Consider the following 25,302-nt stretch of genomic DNA (forward strand, 5'->3'; position numbering starts at 1 on the left):
GGGCAAATTTTTCTCGGGCCGAGGGAATAGCCCCCCTGCGTTGCGCGTATACCGGAGGAGTCCTCACTCATCGGGAGTACGCATTGACCGACAACACCCCCACATCACAATCGGGCGCGCGCATCTGCGTGCCATGTCGCCTGGGCGCCATTGGCGCCGTGGTGCTCGTCCTGGCCGGCGGCTTTGCCTATACGGGCGGATGGATCGCGCCGCACCGGCTGTCCACCCAGACCATCATCAACCAGTTCCAGCGCAACGACGGGCTGCACGAAGGCTATCGGCGCAATCACGCCAAGGGCGTCTGCGTCGAGGGCTATTTCGAGAGCACCGGCGCGGCCGCGCAGTGGTCGAAGGCCGGCGTGTTTGCCCAGGGCCGTACGCCCGTGATCGGGCGCCTGGCGATTCCGGGCGGCAATCCGCAGGCCCCGGACGGCAGCGTGCCAATCCGCAGTTTCGCGCTGATGTTCAAGCAGGCGGACGGCCAGCAGTGGCGCACCGGCATGAATTCGGTGCCGCTGTTCCCGGTGCATACGCCGGAGCAGTTCTACCAGCTGCTGCAGGCCAGCCAGCCCGATCCGGCCACGCACAAGCCCGATCCCGCCAAAATCAAGGCCTTCGCCGAGGCCAATCCCGCGCTTGGCGCGTTCCAGGGCTGGGTCAAGGGCCATGCCCCGTCATCGAGCTTTGCCAACGCGGCCTATTACAGCGTCAACGCGTTCTACCTGGTCGACGGGGCCGGCAAGCGCCAGGCCGTGCGCTGGTCGGTGCAGCCGGAGCTGCCCTACGCGCCAGTCAGCAACGCCGAGAAGGGCGAGGCATCGTTCCTGGCTGCCGACCTCACGCAGAAGCTGGCCGCCGGCCCATTGCGCTGGCGCCTGATGCTGACGCTGGGCGCGCCCGGCGACCCCACCGACGACGCCACGCAGGCGTGGCCCGATGACCGCCAGCAGGTGGACGCCGGCACGCTCGTGATCGAGCGCGCGAGTTCGCAGGCCGATGGCGGCGTCTGCCGCGACGTCAACTTCGATCCGACCGTGCTGCCTTCGGGCATCGCCGCGTCGAACGACCCGCTGCTGGCTGCCCGTTCGGCGGCCTATGCGCTGTCCTACCAGCGCCGCACGCGCGAGGAAGCCCTCGACGCGCACGGGCAGCAGGCATCCCGATAAAAGGAACCAGGCATGATGGCTACGCATACACAATTCAGCGGCTTGCAGAAGCTGCTGCACTGGCTGATGGCCGTGCTGATCCTGTCGATGCTGTTTGTCGGGGTCGGGATGGTCTTTACCGTTTCGCGTGCGCACGACACGCTGGTGGCGCTGCACCGGCCGCTGGGCGTCGCCTTGCTGCTGCTGGTGATCGTCCGCCTGGCCGTGCGCCTGCGGCGCGGGGCACCACCGCTGCCGGACAGCATGCCCGCCGTGCAACGGGTCATCGCCAAGGCATCGCACTACGTGCTCTACGCGCTGATGCTGGCGATGCCGCTGATCGGCTGGGGCATGCTGTCGGCCGGCGGCTATCCGGTGACGATGGCCGGCGGCTTCCACCTGCCGCCGATCCTGCCCGCCAGCGTGACCTTGTTCGCGTTGCTGCGGACATTGCACACGTGGCTGGGGCTGACGCTGTTCGCGGTGGTGCTGCTGCACCTGGCCGCCGCGCTGCTGCACGCGCTGGTGCTGCGCGACGGGGTGTTTCAGGCGATGGCGCCGGGTGCGCGCCGGTAGTAAGAACTCAACTCCACTTGCTATGCGCACCCCTCTCCCACGCGTGGGAGAGGGGTGCAAACCGTCAACCGTCGACCATCAACCCGGCACAGCCTCGTCCCCAAACGCGGCCAGTTCCTTGACCAGGCTGCGGGCCGCCAGCTCCACCAGGGCGCGGCCTTTTTCCGGCGTGGCCTGGTTCGGATCCGATCCCATGCGGCCGTCGGGGAAGCGGGCGCGGAAGTCCAGCGCCTCGCGGATCGGGCCAGACGGCGCGATGCGTGGCGAGTAGTCGGCGTGCTTGATCGCATGCGCGTACGCGTACTGCGTGACGGCGATCTCCGACGGCGTGGCATGGGCGCCATGGCCGGTCGGGAACATCTCCTTGGCCAGCTCGTTCACGCCTTCCAGATCCCACCAGTTGGTGAGCTTCATCGCAAAGCCGGCGCGGCGCCCGGCGAAGCTCGATTCGGCATAGATCTCCGAGAACGCCGCCTCGACCGACGCGACATTGCCGCCGTGGCCGTTCAGGAACAGGATCTTCTCGAAGCCGTGGCGGGCCAGCGAGCGCGTCCAGTCCACGATGGCCGCGATGAACGTCGTGGGGCGCAGCGAGATGGTGCCGGCAAAGCCCAGATGGTGCTGCGCCATGCCGATATTGAAGGTGGGCGCCACCAGGATGTCGCCCTGCTGCTCGGCCGCGCGGCAGATGATCTCCGGGCACATCCAGTCGGTGCCCAGCAGGCCCGTGGGGCCGTGCTGCTCGTTGGAGCCGATCGGGATGACGATGGTCCGGCTGCGCTTCAGGTACTGCTCGATTTCAGACCAGGTTGACAGGTACAGCAGCATGGTTGACTCCTTGTTTTACGTGGGGTGTTGCGGGGAGAGCTACGGATTGGATGGGAGGGGATGCGGTTCGCTGTGCCGCGCGGGGAGCCGCGCGGCCAGGATGATCAGCGCGGCGGCCAGCGGCATGGCAGCGATGATCAGCACGCCCGGATGCAGGCTGCCGCTGGCCGACTTGGCCCAGCCGATGATGGCGGGGCCCCAGAAGCCGCCGGACAGGCCGATGGTATTGATCAGTGCGATGCCACCGGCGGCGGCGGGCCCCTTGATGTATTCGGACGGCATGGCCCAGAACACCGTGTAGGTCATCCACAGCGTGGTGGTGCCCAGCGTCAGCAGCGCGATGGTGGCGGCCAGGTGGCCGTCGGCCAGCGTCGAGCCGGCCAGCAGCGCGGCGCCCGCCAGTGCCGGCACCGCGGCGTGATAGCGACGCTCGCGCTTGCGGTCCGAGCGGCGGCCCATGTAGATCATGCCGATGGCACCGCCCACATAGGGCAGGGCCGTGTACCAGCCCAGCTGCACGGTGTCGTTGACGCCCTGTGCCTTGATCAGCGTCGGCAGCCAGAAGCTCAGCGCGTAGATGGCGGCGATCACGCAGAAGTACGCAAACGCCAGCACGTAGATCTTGGGATCGCGCGCCACGGCGCCGAACGAATGCTTGTGCGCGGCAGGCACGGCCAGTTCCTGATCGAGCAGGCGCTTTTCGTCGGCGGTGAGCCAGTTTGCGTCAGCGGGACGATCGGGCACCAGCTTCCAGGCCAGCACGCCCAGCACCAGGCAGGGCAGGCCCTCGATCAGGAACATCCATTGCCAGCCGGCCAGGCCGGCATGGCCAGCCAGCGAGGTCATCAGCCAGGCCGACAGCGGGCCGCCAATGATGCCGCCGATCGGGCCGGCCAGGAACACGATGGCGATGGCGCGTGCCATGCGCTGCGGGCCGTACCAGCACGACAGGTAATAGATCATGCCCGGCGCAAAGCCGGCCTCGAACACGCCCAGCAGGAAGCGCATGGCGTAGAACGTGGGCACGTCGCGCACGAACAGCATGCAGGCCGACGTGATGCCCCAGAGCACCAGGATGCGGCTGAACGTCTTGCGCGCGCCGATGCGCGGCAGCATCAGGTTGCTGGGGATCTCGAACAGCACGTAGCCGATGAAGAAGATGCCGGCGCCCACGCCATAGGCCGCATCGGAAAAGCCCAGGTCGCCCTGCATCTGGAGCTTGGCAAAGCCGACGTTGACGCGGTCCAGGTACGCAAACAGGTAGCAGACCAGCAGGAACGGCAGCAGCCGCAGGTTGATCTTCTGGTACAGCGCGGCGGTGCCGTCTACGGCGGCGGGGTTCGACATCACTAACATTTGCCAGTCTCCAGAGCGTTGTGATGGTTGTGGGATTGGCTTCGATAGTGGCAGCCGCGTAGACTGACACCAACAGCAACAAAGTCCACACTTCGTTCTTCTGAAAGCAACGCAGCGGCGCTCCGCGCACTGAAAGTGGCTTTTGGGTAACAAAAAGGCAAGCGATGCGCGAAATCAATCAGCAGCGGCTGCGCTATTTCCGGGAAGTGCTGGCGCACGGCACGATCCGGGGCGCGGCCGAGAGCCTCAATACGTCGCCGTCGGTCATCACGCGCCAGATCCGGCTGCTGGAAGAAGAACTGGGCACCACGCTGTTCGAGCGGCAGGCGCGCGGCGTGCGGCCTACCGAGGCGGCGGCGCATCTGCTGGAGTTCTGGCGCGGCTACCGCTCGCACCAGGAAAAGCTCGAAGACCAGCTGCACGCGCTGACGGGGCTGCAGCAGGGCATGGTGCAGATCGTGCTGAGCGAGGGGTATGTCGATGCGCTGGTCAACGAGGTGGTGGCGCCGTTCTGCGCGCAATACCCGATGGTCGATATCCGCATGGAGATCCTGCCCGTGGACGACGTGCTCAACGAGGTGGCCGAAAGCCGTGCCCATATCGGCCTGGCCTACAACCCGCCGCTGCACCCGCGCATCGAATACCGGGCCAGTTCGGCGCAGCCCATCGTGCTGCTGACGCGCCACGACCACCCGCTGACGCTGCGGGGCGGGCCGGTCACCATCCACGACGTGATGGCCTATCCGCTGGCGCTGATGCCCGAGTCCTACGGCATCGGGCACGCGGCCAGGATGCTGGAATTCGCCGAGAACATCCGCATCCGGCCCACGTTGGTCACCAATTCGCTGTCGGCGCTCAAGCAGTTCGTGGCCTGCGACGACTTCGTGACGCTGATCGGCCAGTTCGCCGCCTACCGCGAGGTGGCCGCCGGCAGCCTGGCCACGGTGCCGATCGACCATCCGCTGTTCCGTGGCACGCAGGCCCGGCTGCTGGTCAAGGCAGGGCGCCCGTTGCCGGCGGCGGCGCTGGAGGTGCTGGCCTTCATCCAGCATCGCATGGGCATCTTTGCCGAGAACGGCGGAGCGGGGCAGCACCGGCAGCCTCAGAGCACGTAGCCGCCGTCGATGGTCAGGCTGGCGCCGGTCATGTAGGCCGACGCGGGGCTGGCCAGCCAGCTTGCCAGTCCGGCGATCTCCTCGGGCCGGCCCACGCGGCCCAGCGGGATCTTCGGGATCAGGTGCTCGACCATTTCGGCCGTCATGTCGGTCACGGTCGGGCCGGGCTGGATGTTGTTGATCGTGATGCCGCGCGGCGCCAGTTCCAGCGCCACGTTCTTGACCAGCGCGGCCACGGCCGCCTTGGTCATGGCGTAGACCGCGCCACCGGGCGCGCCGGTGCGGATGGCCGTGTTGCTGCCGATCGTGATCAGGTGCCCGCCGTCGCGCACTTGCGCCGCAGCGGCCTGGATGGCCACGAACACGCCGCGGATATTCACATCGAGCATCAGGCCAAGATCGGCGTCGGCAACCGTGTCGATGGTGCCCAGCCGCAGGACCCCGGCATTGACCACGGCGGCATCGAGCGGGCCGAAGCGCGCCACGGCCTGCCGCACGGCGGCGCGGATGGCGGCCGGATCGGCGCTGTCGGCGGCGATGGCCAGGCCCTGGCCACCGGCAGCCTCGATGCGCGCCACCACCTCGGCGGCCTTGTCGGGCCGCGTGGCATAGGTCAGCGCGACGTGGAAGCCGTCCTGCGCCAGCCGCGTGGCAATGGCCGCGCCAATGCCGCGCGAGCCGCCGAACACCAGGGCGGCCCGGGCCGCCTTTGCTGTGGGGGAGTTCATGTCGTTGTCCTGATTGGCTTGATCGTGGGGACCATGGTGCGACGGCTGCGTATCCGGTTTGTGTGCGGGCCGGGGCGGTTTTGTATGCGCATGTAGCGCCGCGCCCGGCCGGAGGCGCAGCCAGCGACTACACTGGCTGGATGGCGCACGGGCCGGCCTGGCCGGGAGGACGCATGTTCGGCAACCTGATTCGTATCGAGACGGGACCAGACGGACAGGAACTCTTCGTCCATACCGACAGCATGGCCGTGGCCATCGCCCTGGTGGCGCTGCTGCTGGTGGCCATCGTGCTGGCGAGCGTGGTCTGCTACTACCTGACGCGCACGCTGATGCTGTGGATCGTGGGCCGGCTGGCACGCGGCGAGCGCCGCAAGTGGCTGCGCGCGGCCGAACGGCGCAGGGTCTTTCACCGGCTGGCGCCGATCGTGCCGGCGCTGATCGTCTACCTGGCCGCGCCGCTGGTCAGCAGCCTGACATTTCCGATGATCGCGATGCTCGGCGCCCCGCTGGGGGTGGCCGCCGCCTGTTTCATGGTCTACACCGGGCTGCGCGCGGGCTTTGCCTTCCTGGGCAGCATCGAGGACCGCTACAGCCATCTGCCGCACGCCAGCGAACGGCCGATCAAGAGCTTTCTCCAGGTGGCCACGCTGGTGCTGTACCTGGTGGCGTTCATCGCCATCGTCTCGCTGCTGCTGGGCCGTCCGCCCACTTACTTCCTGACCGGCGTCAGCGCCATGACGGCGCTGCTAATTATCGTGTTCCGCGATTCGCTGCTGGGTTTCGTCGCCAGCATCCAGCTGGCCGCCTACGACATGCTGCGCATCGGCGACTGGATCGAGGTGCCGGGCTACGTGGCCGACGGCGTGGTCACCGACATCGCGCTCAACACCATCAAGGTGCGCAATTTCGACAATACGATCGTGACGCTGCCCAGCTACGTGCTGCTGACCAATGGCGTGCGGAACTGGCGTGGCATGGTGGAATCGGGCGGCCGGCGCGTGAAGCACAGCATCCCCGTGGATGCGGACAGCGTGCGCTTCTGCGACGACGCGCTGCTGGGCGGGCTGACCGCCTGCCGCGAGCTGAAGCTGCCCGTCGCCCCGCATGCCGACGGCCAGCCGCTGACCAACCTGGGCATGCTGCGCCGCTACATGCTGGGCTATTTCCGCCAGCATCCGGCCGTGCGGCAGGACCTGCCGCTGGTGGTGCGCCACGTGCAATCGGAAAGCCAGGGCCTGCCGCTGGAAGTCTTCCTGTACCTCAGCGACACGCGCTGGGAGACCTACGAACAGACCCAGTCGGACCTGTTCGACCACGTGTACGGCGTGCTGCCGGTGTTCGGCCTGCGGGTCTGGCAGAAGCGCTAGCCCGCCCGCAGGCCGCCGCACCGGCGACGGCTGCCATTACACGTGAACGAAGCCGTCGGTCACCGAGTTGACCAGCACGCCGTCAACGTAGACCGATACCGGCTCGCCGTCGGGCGACATCAGCAGGTTGCCCGGCGGGCGCTGGCCCGGCAGTTTCATGCGGCCGCCCTGGACATCGCGCATCTGCTTGTCGTCGAGGGCCTGTTCGGCGGATAGGTCTTTCAGGGTCAGGGTGCTCATGGCAGTCTCCGGTGGTGGTGGATGGCGAGCGTTGGCGAACACTCGCCCATTGCCATGCAGCTTGCGTGCCTGCGGCCTGGGCCGGCGAAAGGTGGCGCGAGGGCGTCTGGGACAGGCGAAAACGGTAGCCGGTGTTGGTCGGCAGCCGTCACCGGCAGGGGAGGTGGTGGTGAGGGACGGACACGACGACGTCCGTCCCCCCGGCTGCGGTCTCAGGCGCCGGCGCGGTCGGCCGTCGGGTCGGCCACGACCTTTCTCGCTGCCGACCATCGCGCAATCCACGCATACAGCAGCGGGATGACCAGCGTGCCCAGCAGGGTGGCGCCCAGCATGCCGCCCAGCACCCCGGTGCCCACCGCGCGCTGTGCACCGGCGCCGGGGCCGGTGCTGATGGCCAGCGGCACCACGCCCAGGATGAACGCCAGCGACGTCATGACCACGGGCCGCAGCCGCTGACGGGCCGCCTGGGTAGCGGCCTCCACGCGTTCCATGCCCCCGCGCCGCAACTGCTCGGCATATTCCACCACCAGGATCGCATTCTTGGCCGCCAGCCCCATGATGACGACCACGCCCACCTTGAAGTAGACGTCGTTGGGCAGCCCGCGCAGCCATACGGCGGCTGCCGCGCCCATCAGCCCCGTGGGCACGATGGCCAGCACGGCCAGCGGCAGCGTCCAGCTTTCATAGAGCGCCACCAGGCACAGGAAGATGAACAGCAGCGACAGCGCAAACAGCCACGGCGCCTGCGTGCCGCTTTGCTGCTGCTCGAACGCGCGGCCATTCCAGCGCACCTCGTAATCGGGGCCCAGTTCCCGGACCATGGCTTCGAGCCTGGCCATCGCCGCGCCCGTGCTGACGCCGGGCGCCGTATCGGCATTGATCCGCACCGAGGTCAGGCCGTTGTAGCGTTCCAGCGTCGATTCGCTGTTGCCCCATTCCAGCGTGGCGAACGCGCCCAGCGACACCATCTGGCCGCTGGCGTTGCGCACGTGCACGCGCGCCAGGTGGGCGGCCTGCATGCGGAATGGCGCATCGGCCTGCAGGATCACGCGGCGCACGCGGCCTTCGCGGGCCAGTTCGTCGATATAGCGCGAGCCGATGGTGGCCGACAACGCGTGATGGATCGCCTCGGCGTCCACGCCGAAGCTCTCCGCCTTGCGATAGTCGATGGCCAGGTCCAGCGCCGGCGTGGGCTGGCCGGCCGTGGCGCGCACTTCGGCAAACAGCGGATCGGCCTTGGCACGCGCGATCAGCGTGTCGCGGGCGGCGTACAGGTCCTGCCGGCCGCCCTCGCGGCGCGTGACCAGGCGCATGTCCAGGCCGCTGGTGCTGCCCAGTTCGGGCAGGGCGGTGCCGTTGTACGGGTAGAGCTGGGCCTCGCCGCGGCCGGGCCACGTTTCCAGGCCCTTGCCCAGGCGCGCCAGTACCGCGTCGGCGGCGTTGGCGCGGCCACGCTGCTGCCAGTCGTCGAGCGACAGGAACACGCTGGCGCGCTGCTCGCCGGAGCCGCCGTTGTTCCAGCCCAGCAGCGAGAACGTGGTCTTGATCGGGAATTTTTCCTGCGTCATCCACTGTTCCAGCCGGGCGATGGTCTCGCGCGTCTGGGCCTGGGTGCTGCCCGGCGGCAGTTCCACGTCGATCACCAGTTCGCCGGTGTCTTCCTCGGGCAGGAAGCCGCCCGGCAGTTGCCAGAGCAGCAGCGCGCAGGCCGCCGTCATGGCCAGATAGACGGCCAGCCAGCGCAGGCGCCGTTGCTGCAGCCGGTGGATCCAGCCGGCATAGCGGCGGGTGAAGGCGGCAAAGCGGGCCTCGAACCACGCCAGCGGGCCGCGCGCCGGGGCCGCGCCGTGGCGCAGCAGCGTGGCGCACATGGCGGGCGCGAGCGTCAGCGCAAAGAACAGCGAAAACGCGATGGAGATCGCCAGCGTCATGGCGAAGTGGCGATAGATCACGCCCACGGCGCTGTCCATGAACGTCATCGGCACGAACACGGCGCACAGCACCAGCGTGACCGCCAGCAGCGCGCCCGAGACCTCGCGCATCGATCGCGACGCGGCCGTGAAGGCATCGACGTGGTCCTCGCGCATGATGCGCTCGACGTTTTCCACGACCACGATGGCGTCGTCCACCAGGATGCCGATGGCCAGCACCACGCCAAACAGCGTGATCACGTTCAGCGACAGCCCTAACGCCTGCAGGCAGGCCACCGTGCCCAGCAGCGACACCGGCACCACGACGCACGGGATCAGCGTGGCGCGCAGGTTGCCCAGGAACAGCCACAGGATCAGAAAGACCAGCACCGTGGCCTCGCCCAGCGTCACCAGTACGCGCGTGATCGAGTTCTTCACGAAGTGCGCGGTGTCGTACGAAATGTCGTACGACACGCCGGCCGGAAACCCCCTGGCGGCCTCGTCCAGCGCCGCGCGCACGGCGCGCGAGGTGGCCAGCACGTTGGCGCCGTCGGCCAGCTTCAGGCCCATCGACGCCGCTTCGCGGCCGTTGAGCGACGAGGTGTAGCGGAAGTCGGCGGCGGCCATTTCCACGCGCGCCACGTCGCGCAGCAGCACTGCCGAGCCGTCCTTGCCCGGGCGCAGCACGATGCGCTCGAACGATTCCGCGTTGGCCAGCGGCGCCGGCGGCCGCACGATGGCCTGGAACGATTGCCCGGGCGCGGCCGGCGCGCCGCCAAGCTGGCCGGGCGTGACGCTGCCGTTGCGGGCACGGATGGCCGCTTCCACGTCGGCCGTGGTCAGGCCGTAGGCGTGCAGCTGGTCGGGGTTGAACCAGACCCGCAGCGCGTATTCGGCGCTGTACGGTTCCACCTTGCCGATGCCGGGCGTGCGCCGCAGCATGGGCAGCACCGTGCCGGCCGCATAGTCGGCCAGCGCGGTCTCGGACATCGTGCCGGTCTTCGAGATCAGCGACACGTACATGAACGGGCTGGCGCTGGCCTGGTCGACGTAGACGCCGCCCCGGCGCACCACCTCGGGCAGCAGCGGCTCGGCCTGCGCCACGCGGTTGCGCACGTTCACCTGCGCCAGCTGCGGATCGGTGCCCTGCTTGAAGCCGATGGTCACCGTGGCCGTGCCGGCCTCGCTGTTCGCGTCGATATAGAGCAGGCCGGGAATGCCATGCATCTGCTGCTCCAGCACGGCGGTCACGCGGTCTTCCACGGTGCGTGCGGTGGCGCCGGGGTAGTCGGCGTAAAGAATCACCATCGGCGGGGCCACCGCCGGGTATTGCGCCACCGGGATGCGGTTGAGTGCGACCAGGCCCGCGACCATGGTCAGGATGGCCAGCACCCACGCAAACGCGGGGCGGCGGAGGAAGAAATGCGCCATAGATGACGAACGACTGCTAACACCGTGCATCGCGCCCGGCCATGCGGCGGCGCGCCGAGGCTCGGCGTGGGTTGAGTGGGTATCGCAATGTCGGCCGCCGCCGGGCGGATGCGTGCCGGGCGGGCGGTGGGCCGTCGAGGCCCGGTGGCACGGTCAGCGCGGCCCGATGGCTCGGTCGGGTGGCGCAGCGCGCGCTTTTGGGTATGACGCTCCGGCCGCGTCGGGCCGGTGGCGAGTGTGGCGGATTATAAACATCGCCCCTTGTTGGTGCAATCAAAGGAAATGCCATGCGCCGCGAGTGGGCGAGATCGCCGTTTCCGGATTTGCCCATGGCACCCCCGCGACCTATCGTTACACGTGCAGACCTCGGCGCAGGACTTCCATACGGCCGCCCCCAAAGGAGACGTCATGAGCAAGAAGTCAAATATCACGACCTGGATCCTGATCGCGATGATCCTGGGTGCCGTGGTCGGCTATGCCTGCAACACGGCGTTCCCTGATCCGAAGGTGGCCAAGGACATTGCCGGGTATATCTCGATCATTACCGACGTCTTCCTGCGGCTGATCAAGATGATCATCGCGCCACTGGTGTTCTCCACACTGGTGATGGGTATCGCGCACATGGGCGATGCCAGCACGGTAGGGCGCGTCGGGGTCAAGGCACTGGGCTGGTTCATCACGGCGTCGCTGGTATCGCTGACGCTAGGCCTGATCATGGCCACGCTGCTGCACCCGGGCGTGAACATCGGCCTGCCGCTGCCCGATGTGGGCGCCGCCACCAACCTGAAGACCAACGCCTTTACCCTCAAGGATTTCGTGGCGCACCTGGTACCCAAATCGGTGGCCGAGGCCATGGCCAACAACGAGATCCTGCAGATCGTGGTGTTCTCGATCTTCTTCGGCACGGCCCTTGCCACGCTGGGCGAGCGCGGTGCGCGCATGGCCGGTGTGATCGAGGATCTGGCGCAGATCATGCTGAAGATCACCGGCGCGGTGATGTGGCTGGCGCCGATCGCGGTGTTCGCGGCGATTGCGTCGACGGTGACCACGCAGGGGCTGGGCATCCTGATCACGTTTGCCAAGTTCATGGGCAGCTTCTACCTGGCGCTGTTCGTGCTCTGGGGGCTGCTGACACTGGCGGGCTTCGTGTTCCTGGGCCGGCGCGTATTCGATCTGGTCCGGCTGATCCGCGAGCCGTTCCTGCTGTCGTTCTCGACGGCCAGTTCCGAGGCGGCCTATCCGAAGCTGCTCGACTCGCTCGACCGGTTCGGTGTGAATCGGAAAATCTCCAGTTTTGTGCTGCCGCTGGGTTACTCGTTCAACCTGGACGGCTCGATGATGTACTGCACGTTCGCGGTGCTGTTTATCGCCCAGGCCTATGACATCCACCTGCCGATGGGCACGCAGATCACGATGCTGCTGTTGCTGATGCTGACCTCGAAGGGCATGGCGGGCGTGCCACGGGCGTCGCTGGTGGTGATCGCGGCCACGCTGAACCAGTTCGGCATTCCAGAGGCCGGCCTGCTGCTGATCATGGGCGTGGACCAGTTCCTGGACATGGGCCGCTCGGCCACCAACGCCGTGGGCAATTCGATTGCCGCGGCCGTGGTGGCCAAGTGGGAAGGGCAACTGACCACGGGACCGGTGCCAGAGACCGAGAAGGACATACCGGGCGAGGAGCCCCGCGTGAAGCCCGGCACCGCGGAGGCCTGACGCCATGCGCGCATCCGTCTGGAAGCTGGCGGCAAGGGGCCTGGCCGCGCTGATGCTGCTGATGTCACTGGGTGGCGGCCCGATGCTGGCCCACGCGCAGGATGCCGTGGCGCTGAGCGGCACGCTGAAGAAGGCCAGGGACACCGGCGTGCTGATCATCGGCTACCGGGAGTCGTCGCTGCCGTTCTCGTACCTGAACCAGGCAAAACGGCCGATCGGCTATTCCATCGACGTCTGCCAGGCCATTGTCGAGGCAGCGGCCGCAGAAATTAGCCGCAACCTGACCGTGCAATGGGTGCCGGTGACGTCGGAGAACCGCTTCGACACCATCACGTCGGGCAAGGCCGACCTGGAGTGCGGATCGACCACGCGCAACGCCGAGCGCATGCGCACGGTAGCGTTTTCGCCAGTGATCTTCGTGGCTGGCACCAAGCTGATGGTGCCGCGCAATTCGCCCGTGAAGACGTTCCGCGACCTCAAGGGCAAGACCGTGGTGGCCACGGCGGGCACCACCAATGCCAGCGCCATCGAGGACTTGTCCACGCGGTTCAACCTGGGCATCAAGCTGATCCGCGCCCGCGACCATGCCGATGCCTTCGAGGTGATGCGCCACGGCGGCGCCGATGCCTACGCCGGCGACGACGTGCTGCTGTACGGCTTCCTGGCCCACTACAACGCGGGCAAGCAGTTCATCGTGACCAGCGAATTCCTGTCCTACGACCCCTACGGCATCATGCTGCGCCGGGGCGATCCGCAGTTCGCCGCGGTGGTCGACAAGGCCGTGCGCGACCTGATTACCTCCGGCGAACTGGGCCGGCTCTACAAGCAGTGGTTCCTGAACCGGCTACCCACCGGCGAGCGGCTCGGCATTCCGATGAGCGCGCAGCTGGAGGACATCATCGACGCGACGCCGCAGCAGCCGGAATAAGTGATCTATCGGTAATCTACTGGGCGACCCCGGATGGCATCGTCGGATGGCAGCATCAGGCCGGCGGGGCGCCTCAAGCGCTTCAAAATCGGCAATTCACAACATAAATCATGAGAAATATGACGCAATCTGGTGCAGTCATGCAAAACCGATAAGCACAGTTCCGCGTTTGTGCATTGCAATGGTGCCAACTGTACTCTTTCGGCTGTACCTGTTCTGTACGTCCCTCGGGTCACATTCCGGGCCTAGTCTGCAACCATCGCAGCGAGCGCCCGGATATCACACGGAAAACCGGGCCGGGCACTCGGGCATTTGTTCTGGAAGTCGCCCCCATGAGTACTCCCACGCCCGAAAAGGGGCATATCGCCCCCTATACGCACCCGGCCGCCGGCTGGGGTGCGCTCAAGCAGGTCGCCATCAACCTGGTGAAGGAAAAGGTTGCCGGCGGCAAGTACAAGACGCTGTTCAAGCAGAACCAGCCTGACGGTTTCGACTGCCCGGGCTGTGCCTGGCCAGACCGCCAGCACGCGTCGACGTTCGAGTTTTGCGAAAACGGCGTCAAGGCCGTGGCCGCCGAGGCCACCAGCAAGCGCGTGACCAACGAGTTCTTCGCGCAGTACACGGTCACCGAGCTGATGCAGCAGTCGGACTACGAACTGGAGCAGCACGGCCGCCTGACCTATCCGGTGCGGTACGACGCTGCCACCGACAAGTACGTGCCGGTGGAATGGGACGACGCGTTCCGCCTGATCGCCGATCACCTGCGCCGCCTGGACAACCCCGACGCCGCCACGTTCTACACCTCGGGCCGCGCCAGCAACGAAGCCGCGTTCCTGTTCCAGCTGTTCGTGCGCATGTACGGCACCAACAACTTCCCGGACTGCTCGAACATGTGCCACGAGGCCACCAGCCGCGGCCTGCCGGTGACGGTGGGCGTGGGCAAGGCCACGGTGCTGCTCGATGACTTCCAGCTGGCCGACACGATCATGGTGTGGGGCCAGAATCCGGCCACCAACCATCCGCGCATGCTCAACGAACTGCGCGATGCGTCGAAGCGCGGCGCCAGGATCGTGTCGATCAACCCGCTCAAGGAGCGCGGCCTGGAGCGTTTTGTCAGCCCGCAGCACGTGACGGAAATGCTCGGCGGCAGCGGCACGCAGATTGCGTCGATGTTCGTGCGGCCCAAGCTGGCCGGCGACTTTGCGCTGCTCAAGGGCATCGGCAAGCGCGTGATCGAGCTTGACGACGCGGCCGTGGCCACGGGCGGCACGCGCGTGGTGGACATCGCCTTCGTCAACGACCACACGGCCGGCTACGAAGCCTTTGCCGCCGACCTGCGCGTCGAGAGCTGGGCCGACATCGTGGCCGAATCGGGCGTGACGCGCGAGGATATCGACGCGCTGGCCGACGTCTACGTGAACAGCGAGCGCACCATCATGTGCTGGGGCATGGGCCTGACGCAGCACAAGGAGAGCGTGCGGACGATCCAGCTGCTGTCCAACGTGATGATGCTGCGCGGCAATATCGGCCGGCCCGGTGCGGGCCTGATGCCGGTGCGCGGCCACTCGAACGTGCAGGGCGACCGCACGATGGGTATCGAGGAGCAGCCCGACGACGCATTCCTGGATCGCCTGGGCGCCACGTTCGGCTTCGAGCCGCCGCGCCACCACGGCCAGGATGTGGTGGCCGCCATCAACGCGATGCTGGAAGGCAAGGTCAAGGTGTTCGTGGGCCTGGGCGGCAATTTCTCGATCGCCACGCCCGACACGCCGCGCACCTGGCAAGCGCTGCGCCAGTGCGACCTGACAGTCAATATCGCCACCAAGCTGAACCGCAGCCACCTGGTGATCGGCCGCGATTCGCTGCTGCTGCCGACGCTGGGCCGCACCGAGGTGGACGAGCAGGGCGGCGTGCCGCAGGGCGTGACCGTGGAAGATTCGGTCTGCATGGTGCATATCTCGTACGGCATGAACAAGCCGGCGTCGCCGCACCTGCTGTCGGAAACCATGATCGTGGCGAAGATGGCCGACGCCACGCTGGGCTCGAACAAGGTGGACTGGCAGTGGTTCGCGCAGGATTACGCGCGCATCCGCGATGCCATCGAAAAGGTGATTCCGGGCTTCGAGCGCTATAACGAGCGCGTGGCGCAGCCGGGCGGCTTCCACCTGACGCCGGCCTCGCGCAATCGCGTGTGGCGCACGGAATCGGGCAAGGCGCAGTTCCTGGTGCATGCCATCGACCGCGACACGCCGATCAAGCGCGCCCGCGACAAGTACGGCGACGACCTGCTGGTCATGATGACCACGCGCTCGCACGACCAGTACCACACCACGATCTACGGCCTGGACGACCGCTATCGCGGCGTGTTCGGCCTGCGCCGCGTGGTGTTCATCAACCGTGCCGACCGCGAGCGGCTGGGGTTTGCAGAGGGCGAACGCGTAAATATCACCAGTGTCTGGGAAGACGACGTGACGCGCCATGTGCAAGACTTCCTGCTCGTCGACTACGACATTCCGGCAGGCTGCCTGGGCGCCTACTATCCGGAGACGAACCCGCTGGTGCCGCTGGAAAGCATCGGCGACCGGTCGGGTACGCCCACGTCGAAGTCGATTCCGGTGCTGCTGCAACGCGTCGGGTAAGACAGGCAGGCGGCGTTTGCCGCCATCGTGGCAATCGTCGCTATCGTCGCAAGCAGGGAGCAGTACCATGGCCGAACGCGGTTACATCACGCGCGAGATTCGCCGCCACCAGGGCGACGCCGTCGCGCTGGAGATCGACAACGTGGCCGAGGAAGTGCCGGTCGCGCTGGTCTACAACGACATCTCCCACGCGGTGATGATGGCCACGCCGCTGGACCTGGAGGCGTTCGCGGTGGGCTTCTCGCTGACCGAGGGCATCGTCGACAGCGTGCGCGAGATCTACGACATGGAGGTGGCGCCGGGCTGCGATGGCATCGAGGTGCGCCTGCGCATCAGCCAGCGCGCGTTCATGGCCATGAAGGAACGCCGCCGCACGCTGGCCGGCCGTACCGGCTGCGGCGTCTGCGGCATCGAGAGCCTGGCCTTGCTCGACCTGGTGCCCGAGCCACTGGCCACGGCGCGCAACATCGCGCCGTCGGCGGCCATGATCCGGCAAGCCGCCGATGCCTTGCGCGCCCGCCAGCACCTGATGGCCGCCACTGGCGGCGTCCACGCCGCAGCGTGGTGCGGGCCCGACGGCCAGCTGCGCGCCGTGTTCGAGGACGTGGGGCGCCACAACGCGCTGGACAAGCTGATCGGGCACCTGGCCCGGGCCCGCGAGACCTTCGGCGACGGGTTCGTGTTCCTGTCCAGCCGGGCCAGCTACGAACTGGTGCGCAAGGCCGCCCGCATGCAGATTCCGATGCTGGCGACGATCTCGGCGCCGACCTCGCTGGCCATCCGCATCGCGGAACAGGCCGGCGTGCGGCTGCTGAGCTTTTGCCGCCAGGATGGCTTCGTCGAATACACTTCGCCTGAATCCGTATTAGCATCCGATTCGCTGGTGGCCGCAGGCTGACGCCTGGGTTGTCCGGCGCCCCCGGACCATCCAGAAAAAGGCGAAGACCCGTTGGCAACCGCAACCCTGTACGAAAAGCTCGCGGCCGATATCGAGGCGCTGGTGCAGCAGGGCGTGCTGCTGCCCGGCGAAAAGATCCCCTCGGTACGCCAGGCGGCCCAGCACCACCGGCTGAGCATCACCACGGTGATTCGCGCCTATCTGCTGCTGGAATCGCGCGGCATCCTGGAAAGCCGGCCCCAGTCCGGCTATTTCGTGCGCGCCCGGCCCGGCGAGCCGGCCATCGACCTGCAACCCACGCGCCCGGCGGCGCGGCCGTCGGCCGTCGACGTCAGTGCGCTGGTGCTGTCCACGCTCCGCTCGATCCGCGCCGACGACGCCGTGCCGCTGGGTTCGCCATATCCCGACCCGAAGCTGTATCCGTGGCAGCGCATCATCCAGTACGCCAACGCCATCGGCAAACGCTATGACACCTGGAACGTGCTCGACGACCTGCCGCCGGGGTCGCCGGAGCTGATCCGGCAGATCACGCGCCGCTACCTGGAAAACGGGTACACGGTGGATCCGAACGAGGTTGTCGTCACGATTGGCGCCACCGAGGCCATCAACCTGTGCCTGCAGGCCGTGGCCCGGCCGGGCGACACCATTGCCGTGGAATCGCCCACCTACTACGCGATGCTGCACGCCATCGAGCGGCTGGGCATGCGCGCCGTGGAGGTGGCCACCGATCCCGTGGAAGGCATCGACGTGCAGGCGCTGGCCCGGCTGCTCGACGAGCGGCCCGTGGCCGCCTGCATGGTCATGCCGAACTTCCAGAATCCGCTGGGGTTCCAGATGTCGGACGCGCGCAAGCAGGCGCTGGTGACCCTGCTGACCGAGCGCGACATCCCGGTCATCGAAAACGACGTCTATGGCGAGCTGTACTACGGCGACGTCCATCCAACTTCGCTGAAATCCTATGACACGGCCGGCATCGTGCTGCATTGCTCGTCGTTCTCGAAGACGCTGACCAATGCCTACCGCATCGGCTGGGCACTACCGGGGCGGTACAAGGAAAAGGTGGAGCGGCTCAAGTTCCTGAACACGCTGACCACGTCGACGATTCCGCAACTGGCCATTGCCGAGTTCCTGCGCCGCGATGGCTACGACTACCACCTGCGCCGCGTGCGCAAGGCCTACGCCCAGCAGGCCAACATCATGGCCGCCGCCGTGCGGCGCTTCTTTCCGGCCGGCACGCGCGTGTCGCGCCCGGCCGGCGGCTACGTGCTGTGGGTGGAGTTGCCCGAAGAGGTGGACGCCATGGCGCTGTACCATGCCGCGCTGGAGCGGCGCATCACGGTGGCGCCCGGGCACATCTTCTCGCCGGTGCCGACCTACACGAACTGTATCCGCCTGAACTACAGCGGCGCGTGGTCGGAAGAGATGGAAGCCGCCGTAGTCACGCTGGGCAAGCTCGTGGCGACATTACAAGAAAGGGAGACGACATGACCGAGGGCATTCCGGAAGACCAGGAAGACCAGGACGACCAGGACGATGACCTGGACCCCGTGGTGGGCGCGATCCTGCAGGCGCTGTGGGATCATGGCCAGAGCGGAGCGGACAAGGATCTAACGTTGGCCCGGCTGAGCAAGCGCGCCAGCGTGCAGATGAGCGTACTGCGGCGCGTGCTGACCCAGCTGGGCGCCGCCGATCTGGTCGACACGGTCGTCGAGGAAGACGGGCGCGGCACGGCGCGGCTGACCGAGGAAGGTCAGGCGATATGCGCGCAGTTGTTCGGCGAGCCGGATGGGAGTGAGGGCGACAAGCCGACCATGCACTAGCCGGCCTGCCGTCAGGCCAGCCTCAAACCACCTTGCCCGGATTCATCAGTTCCTGCGGGTCCAGCGCCTGCTTGATCGCGCGCATCATCGCCAGTTCCACGTCGCTCTTGTAGCGCCGGTTTTCCTCCAGCTTCAGCTGGCCCAGGCCGTGTTCGGCCGAGATCGAGCCGTTGTGGGCGTGCACGCTGTTGTGGACGATCAGGTTGATGGCGTCCTGGTGCTTCAGGAACTGGTCGTTGTCGACGCCGGCCGGCGGCGACACGTTGTAGTGCAGGTTGCCGTCGCCCAGGTGGCCGAACGTGACCATGCGCGATCCGGGGAAGGCGTCCTGCAGCAGCGTATCGGTGGTCTCGATGAAATCGGCCACGCGCGAGATCGGCACGGCGATGTCGTGCTTGACGTTCTTGCCTTCCTCCACCTGGGCCAGCGGAATGTGCTCGCGCAGGTTCCAGAAATCGCGCGACTGCTGCACCGATTCCGCCACGACGGCGTCGGTCACCACGCCGGCGTCGAAGGCGGCTTCCATCATGGTCTCGAAGATGCCACGGGCGTGGTCTTCGCTCTCGCTGTCGGACAGTTCCAGCAGCACCAATTGCGGATGGTGCTCGCTGAACGGATAGCGCAGTTGCGGAAAGTGCTTGGTCACCAGGTCGATGCACATTGCCGACATCAGTTCAAAGCCGGTGAGCATGGCACTGGCGTGCGACTGGGCGATGGCCAGCAGGGCCAGCGCGGCGCGCGGGTTCTTGACCGCGGCCAGCGCCGTCACGCGGGCGCGCGGCGCCGGGAACAGCTTCATCACGGCGGCGGTGATGATGCCAAGCGTGCCTTCGGCGCCGATGAACAGGTCGCGCAGGTCGTAGCCGGTATTGTCCTTGCGCAGGCCGCGCAGCCCATCCCAGACCTCGCCGCGCACGTTGACCACCTCCAGCCCCAGGCACAGTTCGCGCGTATTGCCATAGCGCAGCACGGCCGTGCCGCCGGCATTGGTGGACAGGTTGCCGCCGATCGTGCAGCTGCCCTCGGCCGCCAGCGACAGCGGAAACAGGCGCCCGTGCTCGCGCGCCACGTCCTGCAACTGCTGCAGGATCACGCCGGCTTCCACGGTGATCGTATTGTTGAGCGGGTCCACCTGACGCACGCGGTTCATGCGCTGCAGCGACAGCACCACCACGCCCCGCGCGGCGGATTCGCCGGCCCCGGGGGTGGCGCCGCCGCACAGGCCCGTGTTGCCGCCCTGCGGCACCACGGCCAGTTTGTGCGCGTGGCAGGCATGCATCACCGCGGCCACTTCCTCGGTGGTGCCGGGGCGCAGCACGGCCAGCGCGTCGCCGGTGTAGCGGCGGCGCCAGTCGGTCAGGTACGGCGCCTTGTCGGCCGCATCGGTCAGCACGTTTTGCGGACCGATGGCGGCGCGGCAGAGATCGAGGAACGAGTCGGAATGCACGGCGGTCATGGCAATCAGGAAGGTTGGGACGTTTTGGCGATGGCCTTGGCGCGGCGCTTGTAGGGCCGCAGGTACAGGATCGTGGCGACGAAGAACAGCACCGTCAGGGCCACCTCGCCCCATGCCAGCCACGACGACGGGGCGCGGTCGCTGGTGGCGCGCACGATGCCTTCGGTGAAATACAGCAGGATCAGCATCGACGACCACTGCATGGTGTAGCGATTGCGTGCCCAGACGCCGCGCAGCACCGGCAGCAGCAGTACAAACTTCACGACCAGCCACGATCCGCCCGGCCGCAGCGGCGCCAGGAACCATTCCCAGGCGATGCACAGCGCGATCAGCGCGATCAGGCTGGCCAGGCTCAGGCGCCAGAGCGTTGGGTTGTGCAGCGAACGATCGTCGGGCGTCTTCATCGTGCGGCGAGCTTCAGGGCCGTCTCTGCCAGCCGGCGGCCCATGGCCGTGGCCAGCGCGGCTTCCTGGTCGGTGACCGGGCCGTGGTTGTCCACGTGGGCGTGGTGGCTGGGGCCGTAGGGCGTGCCGCCGGCCGTGGTGGTCATCAGGCCAGCCTCGGAATAGGGCAGGCCGACGATGACCATGCCGTGGTGCAGCAGCGGCAGCATCATCGACAGCAGCGTGGTTTCCTGGCCGCCGTGCAGGCTGCCCGTCGACGTGAACACGCAGGCCGGCTTGCCCGTGAGCGCGCCGGACAGCCATTGGGCGACGGTGCCATCGAGAAAGTACTTCATCGGCGCGGCCATGTTGCCGAAGCGGGTGGGGCTGCCCAGCGCCAGCCCGGCACATTCCTCCAGGTCGCGCAGCTCCGCGTAGGGTGCGCCTTCGGGCGGGATGTCGGGTGCGGTGGCCTCGCAGACGGTGGAAACGGGCGGTACGGTGCGCAGTCGGGCCTGGGCGCCGGGCACGCTTTCGATGCCGGTGGCGATCAGTTCGGCGAGTCTGCGGGTGGCGCCGTGACGGCTGTAATAAAGGACGAGGATGTCGGTCATGAGCGGGACAGGCGCGCCGGGGCAGGGACAGAAAGGGTCCGGCGCCAGGGAAAAGGGAAAAGGCGCCGCGAGACGATCCGCGTATTATAGTTGGGGCGCTGCCGGAAGTGACGCCCCCGGTGCCGTGCCAGCCGTGCCGGTGCCCCGAATCCGGCGCGCCGCGACGGATCGGCGTCGCATCCCAGTTTGAATTACCCGGAGAAAGCCCCCGCATGTCCGTCGTCCGCATTGCCCGCCTGCGTAGGGAATGGAGCCTGCAGAAGGTGCGCGCACTGGCCCGCTACGCGCTGCGCCGCGCCGGCGAAAACCGGCTGCCCCAGGTGGCCGCCAGCCTGACGTTTACGACGTTCCTGTCCGTGGTGCCGGTGCTGACCGTGGCGTTCGCGCTGCTGGCTGCGTTTCCGGTGTTCCGCGAGTTTCGCGGCGAAATCGAGGGCTTCCTGTTCCAGAACCTGATTCCGGGCGGCAATATCAGCGATTCGGTGTCGCGCTACCTTGGGCAGTTTTCCAAGAGCGCACGCGGGCTGACCGCGCTGGGCCTGGGCGGCCTGATGGTGACGTCGGTGCTGACCATGCTGACCGTGGAAGACGCGCTCAATGCGATCTGGCGCGTCAAGCGGCGCCGGCCGCTGGCCCAGCGGGTACTCGTGTTCTGGGCCGTGCTGACGCTGGGGCCGGTGCTGATCGGCGGCAGCCTGTCGGTCAGTTCGTACCTGATCTCGATCTCGATGGGCTATGTCGGCAACCTGCCGTTCGGGATGGGGCTGGTGGTCGGCCTGATCCCGATTGGCCTGACGGCGCTGGCCTTCGCGTTCCTGTACATGGCCGTGCCGTATGCCTACGTGGACTGGCGCGACGCGATCTTCGCCGGCATCGTGGCCGCCGTGGCCTTCGAGGTGGCCAAGCGCGCCTTTGGCTATTTCATTACCCATATTCCGACCTACACGGCGGTCTACGGCGCCTTTGCCGTGCTGCCGCTGTTCCTGCTGTGGATGTATGTGAGCTGGCTGGTGACGCTGCTGGGTGCCACCATCGCGGCGAACCTGCCGGTGATCCGCGAGGGCCACTGGCGCCGCCGCACGTTCGCGGGCAGCGAGTTCTTCGACGCGCTGGGCGTGCTCTACGTGCTGTACCGCGCCCGCGAGGAAGTGCCGCGCAGTGTGGGCGAACTGGACATGGGGCGCAAGCTGCGGGTGGAGGCCGACTATCTGGCCGGGCTGCTGGCCAAGCTCAAGGCGCTGCACCTGGTGGGCAAGCTGCAGCAGGACCGGGGCCAGGCGCACTGGGCGCTGCTGTGCGACCCGTCGCAGGTCACGCTGCGCACGCTGCATGACCGGCTGGTGCTGAACATGGCGCGCCTGCCGCGCACGGCGCTGGCGCAACAGATGCAGGGGGTGGAGGTGCTGCGCGGCATCCTGGACAACCCGCAACTGGACCAGCCGCTGGAAGCCGTGTTTCGCCAGCAGACCGCCGAAGCGGCCGCCAACGAAGCGGTTGGAGCGGTGATCCAGGCGGTGCCGCCGGGCCGCCACGGGCAGGGCTGAGCGCGCCGCTCACGCCCCCCGCGCGCCGGCGCGGATTCAGAACGGGATCTTGCCGCGCAGGATATCGGCGTACATCACCCAGTCGCCCATCAGGCTGTAGAACGGATGCCGGAATGTGGCCGGGCGGTTTTTCTCGAAGCCGAAATGCCCGACCCAGGCAAAGGCATAGCCCGACACCAGCGCGGCCAGCAGCCACCAGGCGTTGCCGGTGACTACCAGCGTGACCAGGCAGGCCAGCGCCAGCGTGGAGCCCGCAAAATGCAGCCGCCGGCAGGTGCGGTCGCGGTGCTCGCTCAGGTAGTACGGATAGAAATCGGCAAAGCTGGCGAATTCCTTGGCATGGGCCTGGGCCATCGCAGTCTCCTGATTTTTGGTCTTTTTCCGGTCTTTCTACAGTGTAGACCTGGCAAACGCGGCCAGCGCGTCGAGCACCTCGTCGGGTTTTTCGCCCATCATCGCGTGGCCGCTCGGCACCGTCACCACCCGGGCCTTGGGCATCTTGGCCGACAGCGCCTGGGCCGCCTTCGGCGAGGTCATCATGTCCTTGCTGCCCACGATGAACAGGGCCGGGCAGGTTACCGCCGCGGCCGCTTCGTCGCCGTGGGCGTAGGCATTGCAGGCGGAGAAATCGGTGTGGAACACGTGGGCGCCCGGGTTGCGGGCGCTGACGCGTTCCATGAGCCGCTGGCTGCCACCGTGCATCCAGGCGCCCGGCCCGGGCGACGACGGCTTGCTGGCCAGGCTGGAAATCGACCACTGGCTGACCATGGCAATGGCATCGCTTTCGCGGTGCAGCGCGGCGTCGAGCAGGGCGTCGGATACCTTCATCGGATACGCGGTGGCCAGCAGCCCGATGCCGCGCACGGCCTGCGGATGCCGGGCCGCGCATTCGAGCGCGACCAGCGACCCCATGCTGTGGCCGAACACCAGCACCGGGGCCGTGACGCCGGCCGCCCTGGCCAGCGCCATGACCCAGTCGGCCATGTCTTCGACGGTGGTCAGCGGCGCGCCCGCGCTACGGTTGTGGCCGGGCAGGTCCACGGCCAGCACCGAAAACCCGTGGTTGGCGAACCAGCGCGTCTGCAGCCCCCAGACGCTGTGATCGTTCTGGGCGCCATGGACGAAGATGGCGCAGGGCAGGGTGGCGTCGAACGGCTTGCCGCCCGTGTAGGCATAGGCCGGATGGCCGGAAACGGTCAGTTTCATCACGCCTTGCCTCCCATGGCCTTTTCGGCGGCCTTGAGGCCGCGTTTCAGGTCGTCGAGCAGGTCGTCCGGATCTTCCAGGCCGATCGACAGCCGGATCGTGCCTTCGCCAATGCCGGCGGCCTTCAGCGCGGCGGCGTCCATGCGGAAATGCGTGGTCGAGGCCGGGTGGATCACCAGCGAGCGGGCATCGCCCACGTTGGCCAGGTGCGAGAACAGCGACAGGCTCTCGATAAAGCGCTGCCCGGCCTTGCGGTCGGCCTTCAGGTTGAAGCTGAACACGGCGCCGCAGCCGCGCGGCAGTAGCCGTTTCGCCAGTTCGTAGTCGGGGTGCGATTCCAGTTCGGGGTAGGCCACCGATTCCACCATCGGGTGTGCGGCCAGGAACTGCACCACGCGGCGCGTGTTGTCGACGTGGCGGCTCATGCGCAGCGGCAGCGTCTCGATGCCCTGCAGCAGTTGCCAGGCGGCCATCGGATTCATGCAGGCGCCAAAGTCGCGCAGGCCTTCGCGGCGGGCGCGCAGCAGGAACGGCGCCACCGTGCTTTCCTCGGTGAACACCATGTTGTGGAAGCCCTCGTACGGCTCGGACAGTTCCGGAAAGCGACCCGAGGCCTCGAAATCGAACGTGCCGCCTTCGGCCAGCACGCCACCGATGGTGGTGCCGTGGCCGCCCAGGAACTTGGTGGCCGAGTGGTAGAGCAGGCCGGCGCCGTGGTCGAACGGGCGCAGCAGGTACGGCGTGGTGAACGTGGAATCCACCAGCAGCGGAATGCGGTGCTCCTGGCCTAGCTGGGCGACGGTGGCGATGTCCAGCACGTCCAGGCCCGGATTGCCCAGCGTCTCGCCGAACAGCAGCTTCGTCTCCGGACGGATGGCGGCGCGCCAGGCGTCGATATCGCGCGGATTGACGAACGTGGTCTCGATGCCGAAGCGGCGCAGCGTGTAGTGCAACAGATTGTGCGAGCCACCATACAGGGCGGTGGACGCCACGATATGCGAGCCGGCGCCCATCAGCGTGGCCACGGCCAGGTGCAGCGCGGCCTGGCCCGAGGCCGTGCCGATGGCGCCGGCGCCGTTTTCCAGCGCGGCCACGCGTTCCTCGAACACGGCGACCGTGGGGTTGCTGATGCGCGAGTAGACGTGGCCGGCGCGCTCCATGTTGAACAGCGACGCCGCGTGCTCGCTGTCGCGGAATACGAACGACGTGGTCAGGTGGATCGGTGTGGCGCGGGCCCCGGTGGCGGGGTCGGGCGCGGCGCCGGCGTGCAGGGCCAGCGTGTCGAAGCGGCTGCCAGACGATGTGGACATGGCGGGAAGGGGCCCGGTTGGCCGGGCCGCGTGTGGTTGTCTCCGACCGGCATCCTAGCATCATGCGCCACACCGGACAGCCCGGGTTTTACCCG

At 67.5% G+C, this 25,302-nt stretch carries 22 protein-coding genes; 11 read left to right on the forward strand and 11 right to left on the reverse strand.

The genetic code is table 11. The annotated features are described in order from the left end of the window. Positions 1 to 83 precede the first annotated feature (83 nt). Positions 84 to 1,166, forward strand: coding sequence for a catalase family peroxidase (locus CYJ10_RS13850; protein WP_374703260.1), 1,083 nt, complete (start codon positions 84 to 86; stop codon positions 1,164 to 1,166). A 12-nt stretch (positions 1,167 to 1,178) separates the two neighbouring features. Beyond that, positions 1,179 to 1,721 carry a cytochrome b gene (locus tag CYJ10_RS13855; RefSeq protein WP_101682057.1) on the forward strand — a complete coding sequence of 181 codons (543 nt, stop codon included), beginning with the start codon at positions 1,179 to 1,181 and terminating at the stop codon, positions 1,719 to 1,721. 78 nt (positions 1,722 to 1,799) lie between these two features. Here the strand turns inward: CYJ10_RS13855 and CYJ10_RS13860 are convergent, their stop codons facing one another. Beyond that, positions 1,800 to 2,549: a creatininase family protein gene (locus CYJ10_RS13860; protein ID WP_101682058.1), complete on the reverse strand. Its 750-nt coding sequence runs from the start codon at positions 2,547 to 2,549 to the stop codon at positions 1,800 to 1,802. 39 nt (positions 2,550 to 2,588) lie between these two features. Beyond that, positions 2,589 to 3,905, reverse strand: coding sequence for an MFS transporter (locus CYJ10_RS13865; protein ID WP_101682059.1), 1,317 nt, complete (start codon positions 3,903 to 3,905; stop codon positions 2,589 to 2,591). 164 nt (positions 3,906 to 4,069) lie between these two features. On the opposite strand from CYJ10_RS13865, the gene CYJ10_RS13870 reads away from it, so the two are divergent. Then, on the forward strand, positions 4,070 to 5,020 hold the full coding sequence (locus CYJ10_RS13870; protein WP_101682060.1) for a LysR family transcriptional regulator: 951 nt from the start codon (positions 4,070 to 4,072) through the stop codon (positions 5,018 to 5,020). Here CYJ10_RS13870 and CYJ10_RS13875 read toward each other — a convergent pair. Further along, positions 5,008 to 5,748, reverse strand: a complete 741-nt coding sequence (locus tag CYJ10_RS13875) for an SDR family oxidoreductase (RefSeq protein ID WP_180862931.1) — start codon at positions 5,746 to 5,748, stop codon at positions 5,008 to 5,010. The genes CYJ10_RS13870 and CYJ10_RS13875 overlap by 13 nt on opposite strands. Positions 5,749 to 5,921: 173 nt before the next feature. Between CYJ10_RS13875 and CYJ10_RS13880 the strand changes: the two genes are divergently transcribed. Then, positions 5,922 to 7,115 (forward strand): mechanosensitive ion channel family protein, encoded by a 1,194-nt coding sequence (locus CYJ10_RS13880; protein ID WP_101682061.1) that lies wholly within the window; start codon positions 5,922 to 5,924, stop codon positions 7,113 to 7,115. Between the two features lie 36 nt (positions 7,116 to 7,151). Here the strand turns inward: CYJ10_RS13880 and CYJ10_RS13885 are convergent, their stop codons facing one another. Beyond that, positions 7,152 to 7,355 carry a hypothetical protein gene (locus CYJ10_RS13885; protein ID WP_101682062.1) on the reverse strand — a complete coding sequence of 68 codons (204 nt, stop codon included), beginning with the start codon at positions 7,353 to 7,355 and terminating at the stop codon, positions 7,152 to 7,154. Between the two features lie 212 nt (positions 7,356 to 7,567). Next, on the reverse strand, positions 7,568 to 10,696 hold the full coding sequence (locus tag CYJ10_RS13890; RefSeq protein ID WP_101682063.1) for an efflux RND transporter permease subunit: 3,129 nt from the start codon (positions 10,694 to 10,696) through the stop codon (positions 7,568 to 7,570). 408 nt (positions 10,697 to 11,104) lie between these two features. Between CYJ10_RS13890 and CYJ10_RS13895 the strand changes: the two genes are divergently transcribed. The 6 genes from CYJ10_RS13895 to CYJ10_RS13920 all read left to right on the forward strand — a co-directional run bounded on the left by CYJ10_RS13895 (position 11,105) and on the right by CYJ10_RS13920 (position 18,694). Further along, positions 11,105 to 12,409, forward strand: coding sequence for a dicarboxylate/amino acid:cation symporter (locus CYJ10_RS13895; RefSeq protein WP_101682064.1), 1,305 nt, complete (start codon positions 11,105 to 11,107; stop codon positions 12,407 to 12,409). Positions 12,410 to 12,413: 4 nt separating this feature from the next. Further along, a complete protein-coding gene (locus tag CYJ10_RS13900; RefSeq protein ID WP_374703261.1) occupies positions 12,414 to 13,337 on the forward strand; it encodes an amino acid ABC transporter substrate-binding protein in 924 nt (307 codons plus the stop codon). Between the two features lie 332 nt (positions 13,338 to 13,669). Further along, complete coding sequence (locus CYJ10_RS13905; RefSeq protein WP_101682065.1) at positions 13,670 to 15,976, forward strand: FdhF/YdeP family oxidoreductase; 2,307 nt, start codon at positions 13,670 to 13,672, stop codon at positions 15,974 to 15,976. 67 nt (positions 15,977 to 16,043) lie between these two features. Further along, the gene (gene fdhD / locus CYJ10_RS13910) at positions 16,044 to 16,874 is read left to right on the forward strand and encodes a formate dehydrogenase accessory sulfurtransferase FdhD (RefSeq protein ID WP_101682066.1); all 831 of its coding nucleotides are present in this window, start codon (positions 16,044 to 16,046) and stop codon (positions 16,872 to 16,874) included. Positions 16,875 to 16,925: 51 nt separating this feature from the next. Beyond that, complete coding sequence (locus CYJ10_RS13915) at positions 16,926 to 18,362, forward strand: aminotransferase-like domain-containing protein (protein WP_101682067.1); 1,437 nt, start codon at positions 16,926 to 16,928, stop codon at positions 18,360 to 18,362. Further along, the gene (locus tag CYJ10_RS13920; RefSeq protein ID WP_101682068.1) at positions 18,359 to 18,694 is read left to right on the forward strand and encodes a transcriptional regulator; all 336 of its coding nucleotides are present in this window, start codon (positions 18,359 to 18,361) and stop codon (positions 18,692 to 18,694) included. Before CYJ10_RS13915 ends, CYJ10_RS13920 begins: the two co-directional genes overlap by 4 nt. 22 nt (positions 18,695 to 18,716) lie before the next feature. Here CYJ10_RS13920 and CYJ10_RS13925 read toward each other — a convergent pair whose 3' ends face one another. Genes CYJ10_RS13925 through wrbA form a run of 3 tightly spaced genes read right to left on the reverse strand, consistent with a single transcriptional unit; the run spans position 18,717 to position 21,147 of the window. Beyond that, complete coding sequence (locus tag CYJ10_RS13925; RefSeq protein ID WP_101682157.1) at positions 18,717 to 20,141, reverse strand: FAD-binding oxidoreductase; 1,425 nt, start codon at positions 20,139 to 20,141, stop codon at positions 18,717 to 18,719. A 14-nt stretch (positions 20,142 to 20,155) separates the two neighbouring features. Next, entirely contained in the window at positions 20,156 to 20,554 is a 399-nt protein-coding gene (locus CYJ10_RS13930; protein WP_101682069.1) for a DUF2069 domain-containing protein, read from the reverse strand. Further along, a complete protein-coding gene (gene wrbA / locus CYJ10_RS13935; RefSeq protein WP_101682070.1) occupies positions 20,551 to 21,147 on the reverse strand; it encodes an NAD(P)H:quinone oxidoreductase in 597 nt (198 codons plus the stop codon). Before wrbA ends, CYJ10_RS13930 begins: the two co-directional genes overlap by 4 nt. A gap of 212 nt (positions 21,148 to 21,359) precedes the next feature. On the opposite strand from wrbA, the gene CYJ10_RS13940 reads away from it, so the two are divergent. Beyond that, on the forward strand, positions 21,360 to 22,691 hold the full coding sequence (locus CYJ10_RS13940) for a YihY family inner membrane protein (RefSeq protein ID WP_101682071.1): 1,332 nt from the start codon (positions 21,360 to 21,362) through the stop codon (positions 22,689 to 22,691). A gap of 36 nt (positions 22,692 to 22,727) precedes the next feature. Here the strand turns inward: CYJ10_RS13940 and CYJ10_RS13945 are convergent, their stop codons facing one another. From CYJ10_RS13945 to CYJ10_RS13955, 3 genes are read right to left on the reverse strand one after another with little or no spacing between them, the layout of a single operon-like run. Beyond that, positions 22,728 to 23,045 (reverse strand): Mpo1-like protein, encoded by a 318-nt coding sequence (locus tag CYJ10_RS13945; RefSeq protein WP_092595921.1) that lies wholly within the window; start codon positions 23,043 to 23,045, stop codon positions 22,728 to 22,730. Positions 23,046 to 23,081: 36 nt separating this feature from the next. Continuing rightward, complete coding sequence (locus tag CYJ10_RS13950; RefSeq protein WP_101682072.1) at positions 23,082 to 23,897, reverse strand: alpha/beta fold hydrolase; 816 nt, start codon at positions 23,895 to 23,897, stop codon at positions 23,082 to 23,084. Then, positions 23,897 to 25,207 (reverse strand): O-acetylhomoserine aminocarboxypropyltransferase, encoded by a 1,311-nt coding sequence (locus CYJ10_RS13955; protein ID WP_101682073.1) that lies wholly within the window; start codon positions 25,205 to 25,207, stop codon positions 23,897 to 23,899. Before CYJ10_RS13955 ends, CYJ10_RS13950 begins: the two co-directional genes overlap by 1 nt. Positions 25,208 to 25,302: the final 95 nt, after the last annotated feature.

This window comes from Cupriavidus pauculus (assembly GCF_002858765.1).
GTDB lineage: Bacteria > Pseudomonadota > Gammaproteobacteria > Burkholderiales > Burkholderiaceae > Cupriavidus > Cupriavidus pauculus_B.

What these genes read in the sequence shown, in the direction of transcription:
- CYJ10_RS13855 (WP_101682057.1), top strand. Translation starts at nt 1,179, where the DNA reads ATGATGGCTACGCATACACAATTCAGCGGCTTGCAGAAGCTGCTGCAC.
- CYJ10_RS13860 (WP_101682058.1), bottom strand. Translation starts at nt 2,549, where the DNA reads ATGCTGCTGTACCTGTCAACCTGGTCTGAAATCGAGCAGTACCTGAAG.
- CYJ10_RS13865 (WP_101682059.1), bottom strand. Translation starts at nt 3,905, where the DNA reads ATGTTAGTGATGTCGAACCCCGCCGCCGTAGACGGCACCGCCGCGCTG.
- CYJ10_RS13870 (WP_101682060.1), top strand. Translation starts at nt 4,070, where the DNA reads ATGCGCGAAATCAATCAGCAGCGGCTGCGCTATTTCCGGGAAGTGCTG.
- CYJ10_RS13875 (WP_180862931.1), bottom strand. Translation starts at nt 5,748, where the DNA reads ATGAACTCCCCCACAGCAAAGGCGGCCCGGGCCGCCCTGGTGTTCGGC.
- CYJ10_RS13880 (WP_101682061.1), top strand. Translation starts at nt 5,922, where the DNA reads ATGTTCGGCAACCTGATTCGTATCGAGACGGGACCAGACGGACAGGAA.
- CYJ10_RS13885 (WP_101682062.1), bottom strand. Translation starts at nt 7,355, where the DNA reads ATGAGCACCCTGACCCTGAAAGACCTATCCGCCGAACAGGCCCTCGAC.
- CYJ10_RS13890 (WP_101682063.1), bottom strand. Translation starts at nt 10,696, where the DNA reads ATGGCGCATTTCTTCCTCCGCCGCCCCGCGTTTGCGTGGGTGCTGGCC.
- CYJ10_RS13895 (WP_101682064.1), top strand. Translation starts at nt 11,105, where the DNA reads ATGAGCAAGAAGTCAAATATCACGACCTGGATCCTGATCGCGATGATC.
- CYJ10_RS13900 (WP_374703261.1), top strand. Translation starts at nt 12,414, where the DNA reads ATGCGCGCATCCGTCTGGAAGCTGGCGGCAAGGGGCCTGGCCGCGCTG.
- CYJ10_RS13905 (WP_101682065.1), top strand. Translation starts at nt 13,670, where the DNA reads ATGAGTACTCCCACGCCCGAAAAGGGGCATATCGCCCCCTATACGCAC.
- fdhD (WP_101682066.1), top strand. Translation starts at nt 16,044, where the DNA reads ATGGCCGAACGCGGTTACATCACGCGCGAGATTCGCCGCCACCAGGGC.
- CYJ10_RS13920 (WP_101682068.1), top strand. Translation starts at nt 18,359, where the DNA reads ATGACCGAGGGCATTCCGGAAGACCAGGAAGACCAGGACGACCAGGAC.
- CYJ10_RS13930 (WP_101682069.1), bottom strand. Translation starts at nt 20,554, where the DNA reads ATGAAGACGCCCGACGATCGTTCGCTGCACAACCCAACGCTCTGGCGC.
- wrbA (WP_101682070.1), bottom strand. Translation starts at nt 21,147, where the DNA reads ATGACCGACATCCTCGTCCTTTATTACAGCCGTCACGGCGCCACCCGC.
- CYJ10_RS13940 (WP_101682071.1), top strand. Translation starts at nt 21,360, where the DNA reads ATGTCCGTCGTCCGCATTGCCCGCCTGCGTAGGGAATGGAGCCTGCAG.
- CYJ10_RS13945 (WP_092595921.1), bottom strand. Translation starts at nt 23,045, where the DNA reads ATGGCCCAGGCCCATGCCAAGGAATTCGCCAGCTTTGCCGATTTCTAT.
- CYJ10_RS13950 (WP_101682072.1), bottom strand. Translation starts at nt 23,897, where the DNA reads ATGAAACTGACCGTTTCCGGCCATCCGGCCTATGCCTACACGGGCGGC.
- CYJ10_RS13955 (WP_101682073.1), bottom strand. Translation starts at nt 25,207, where the DNA reads ATGTCCACATCGTCTGGCAGCCGCTTCGACACGCTGGCCCTGCACGCC.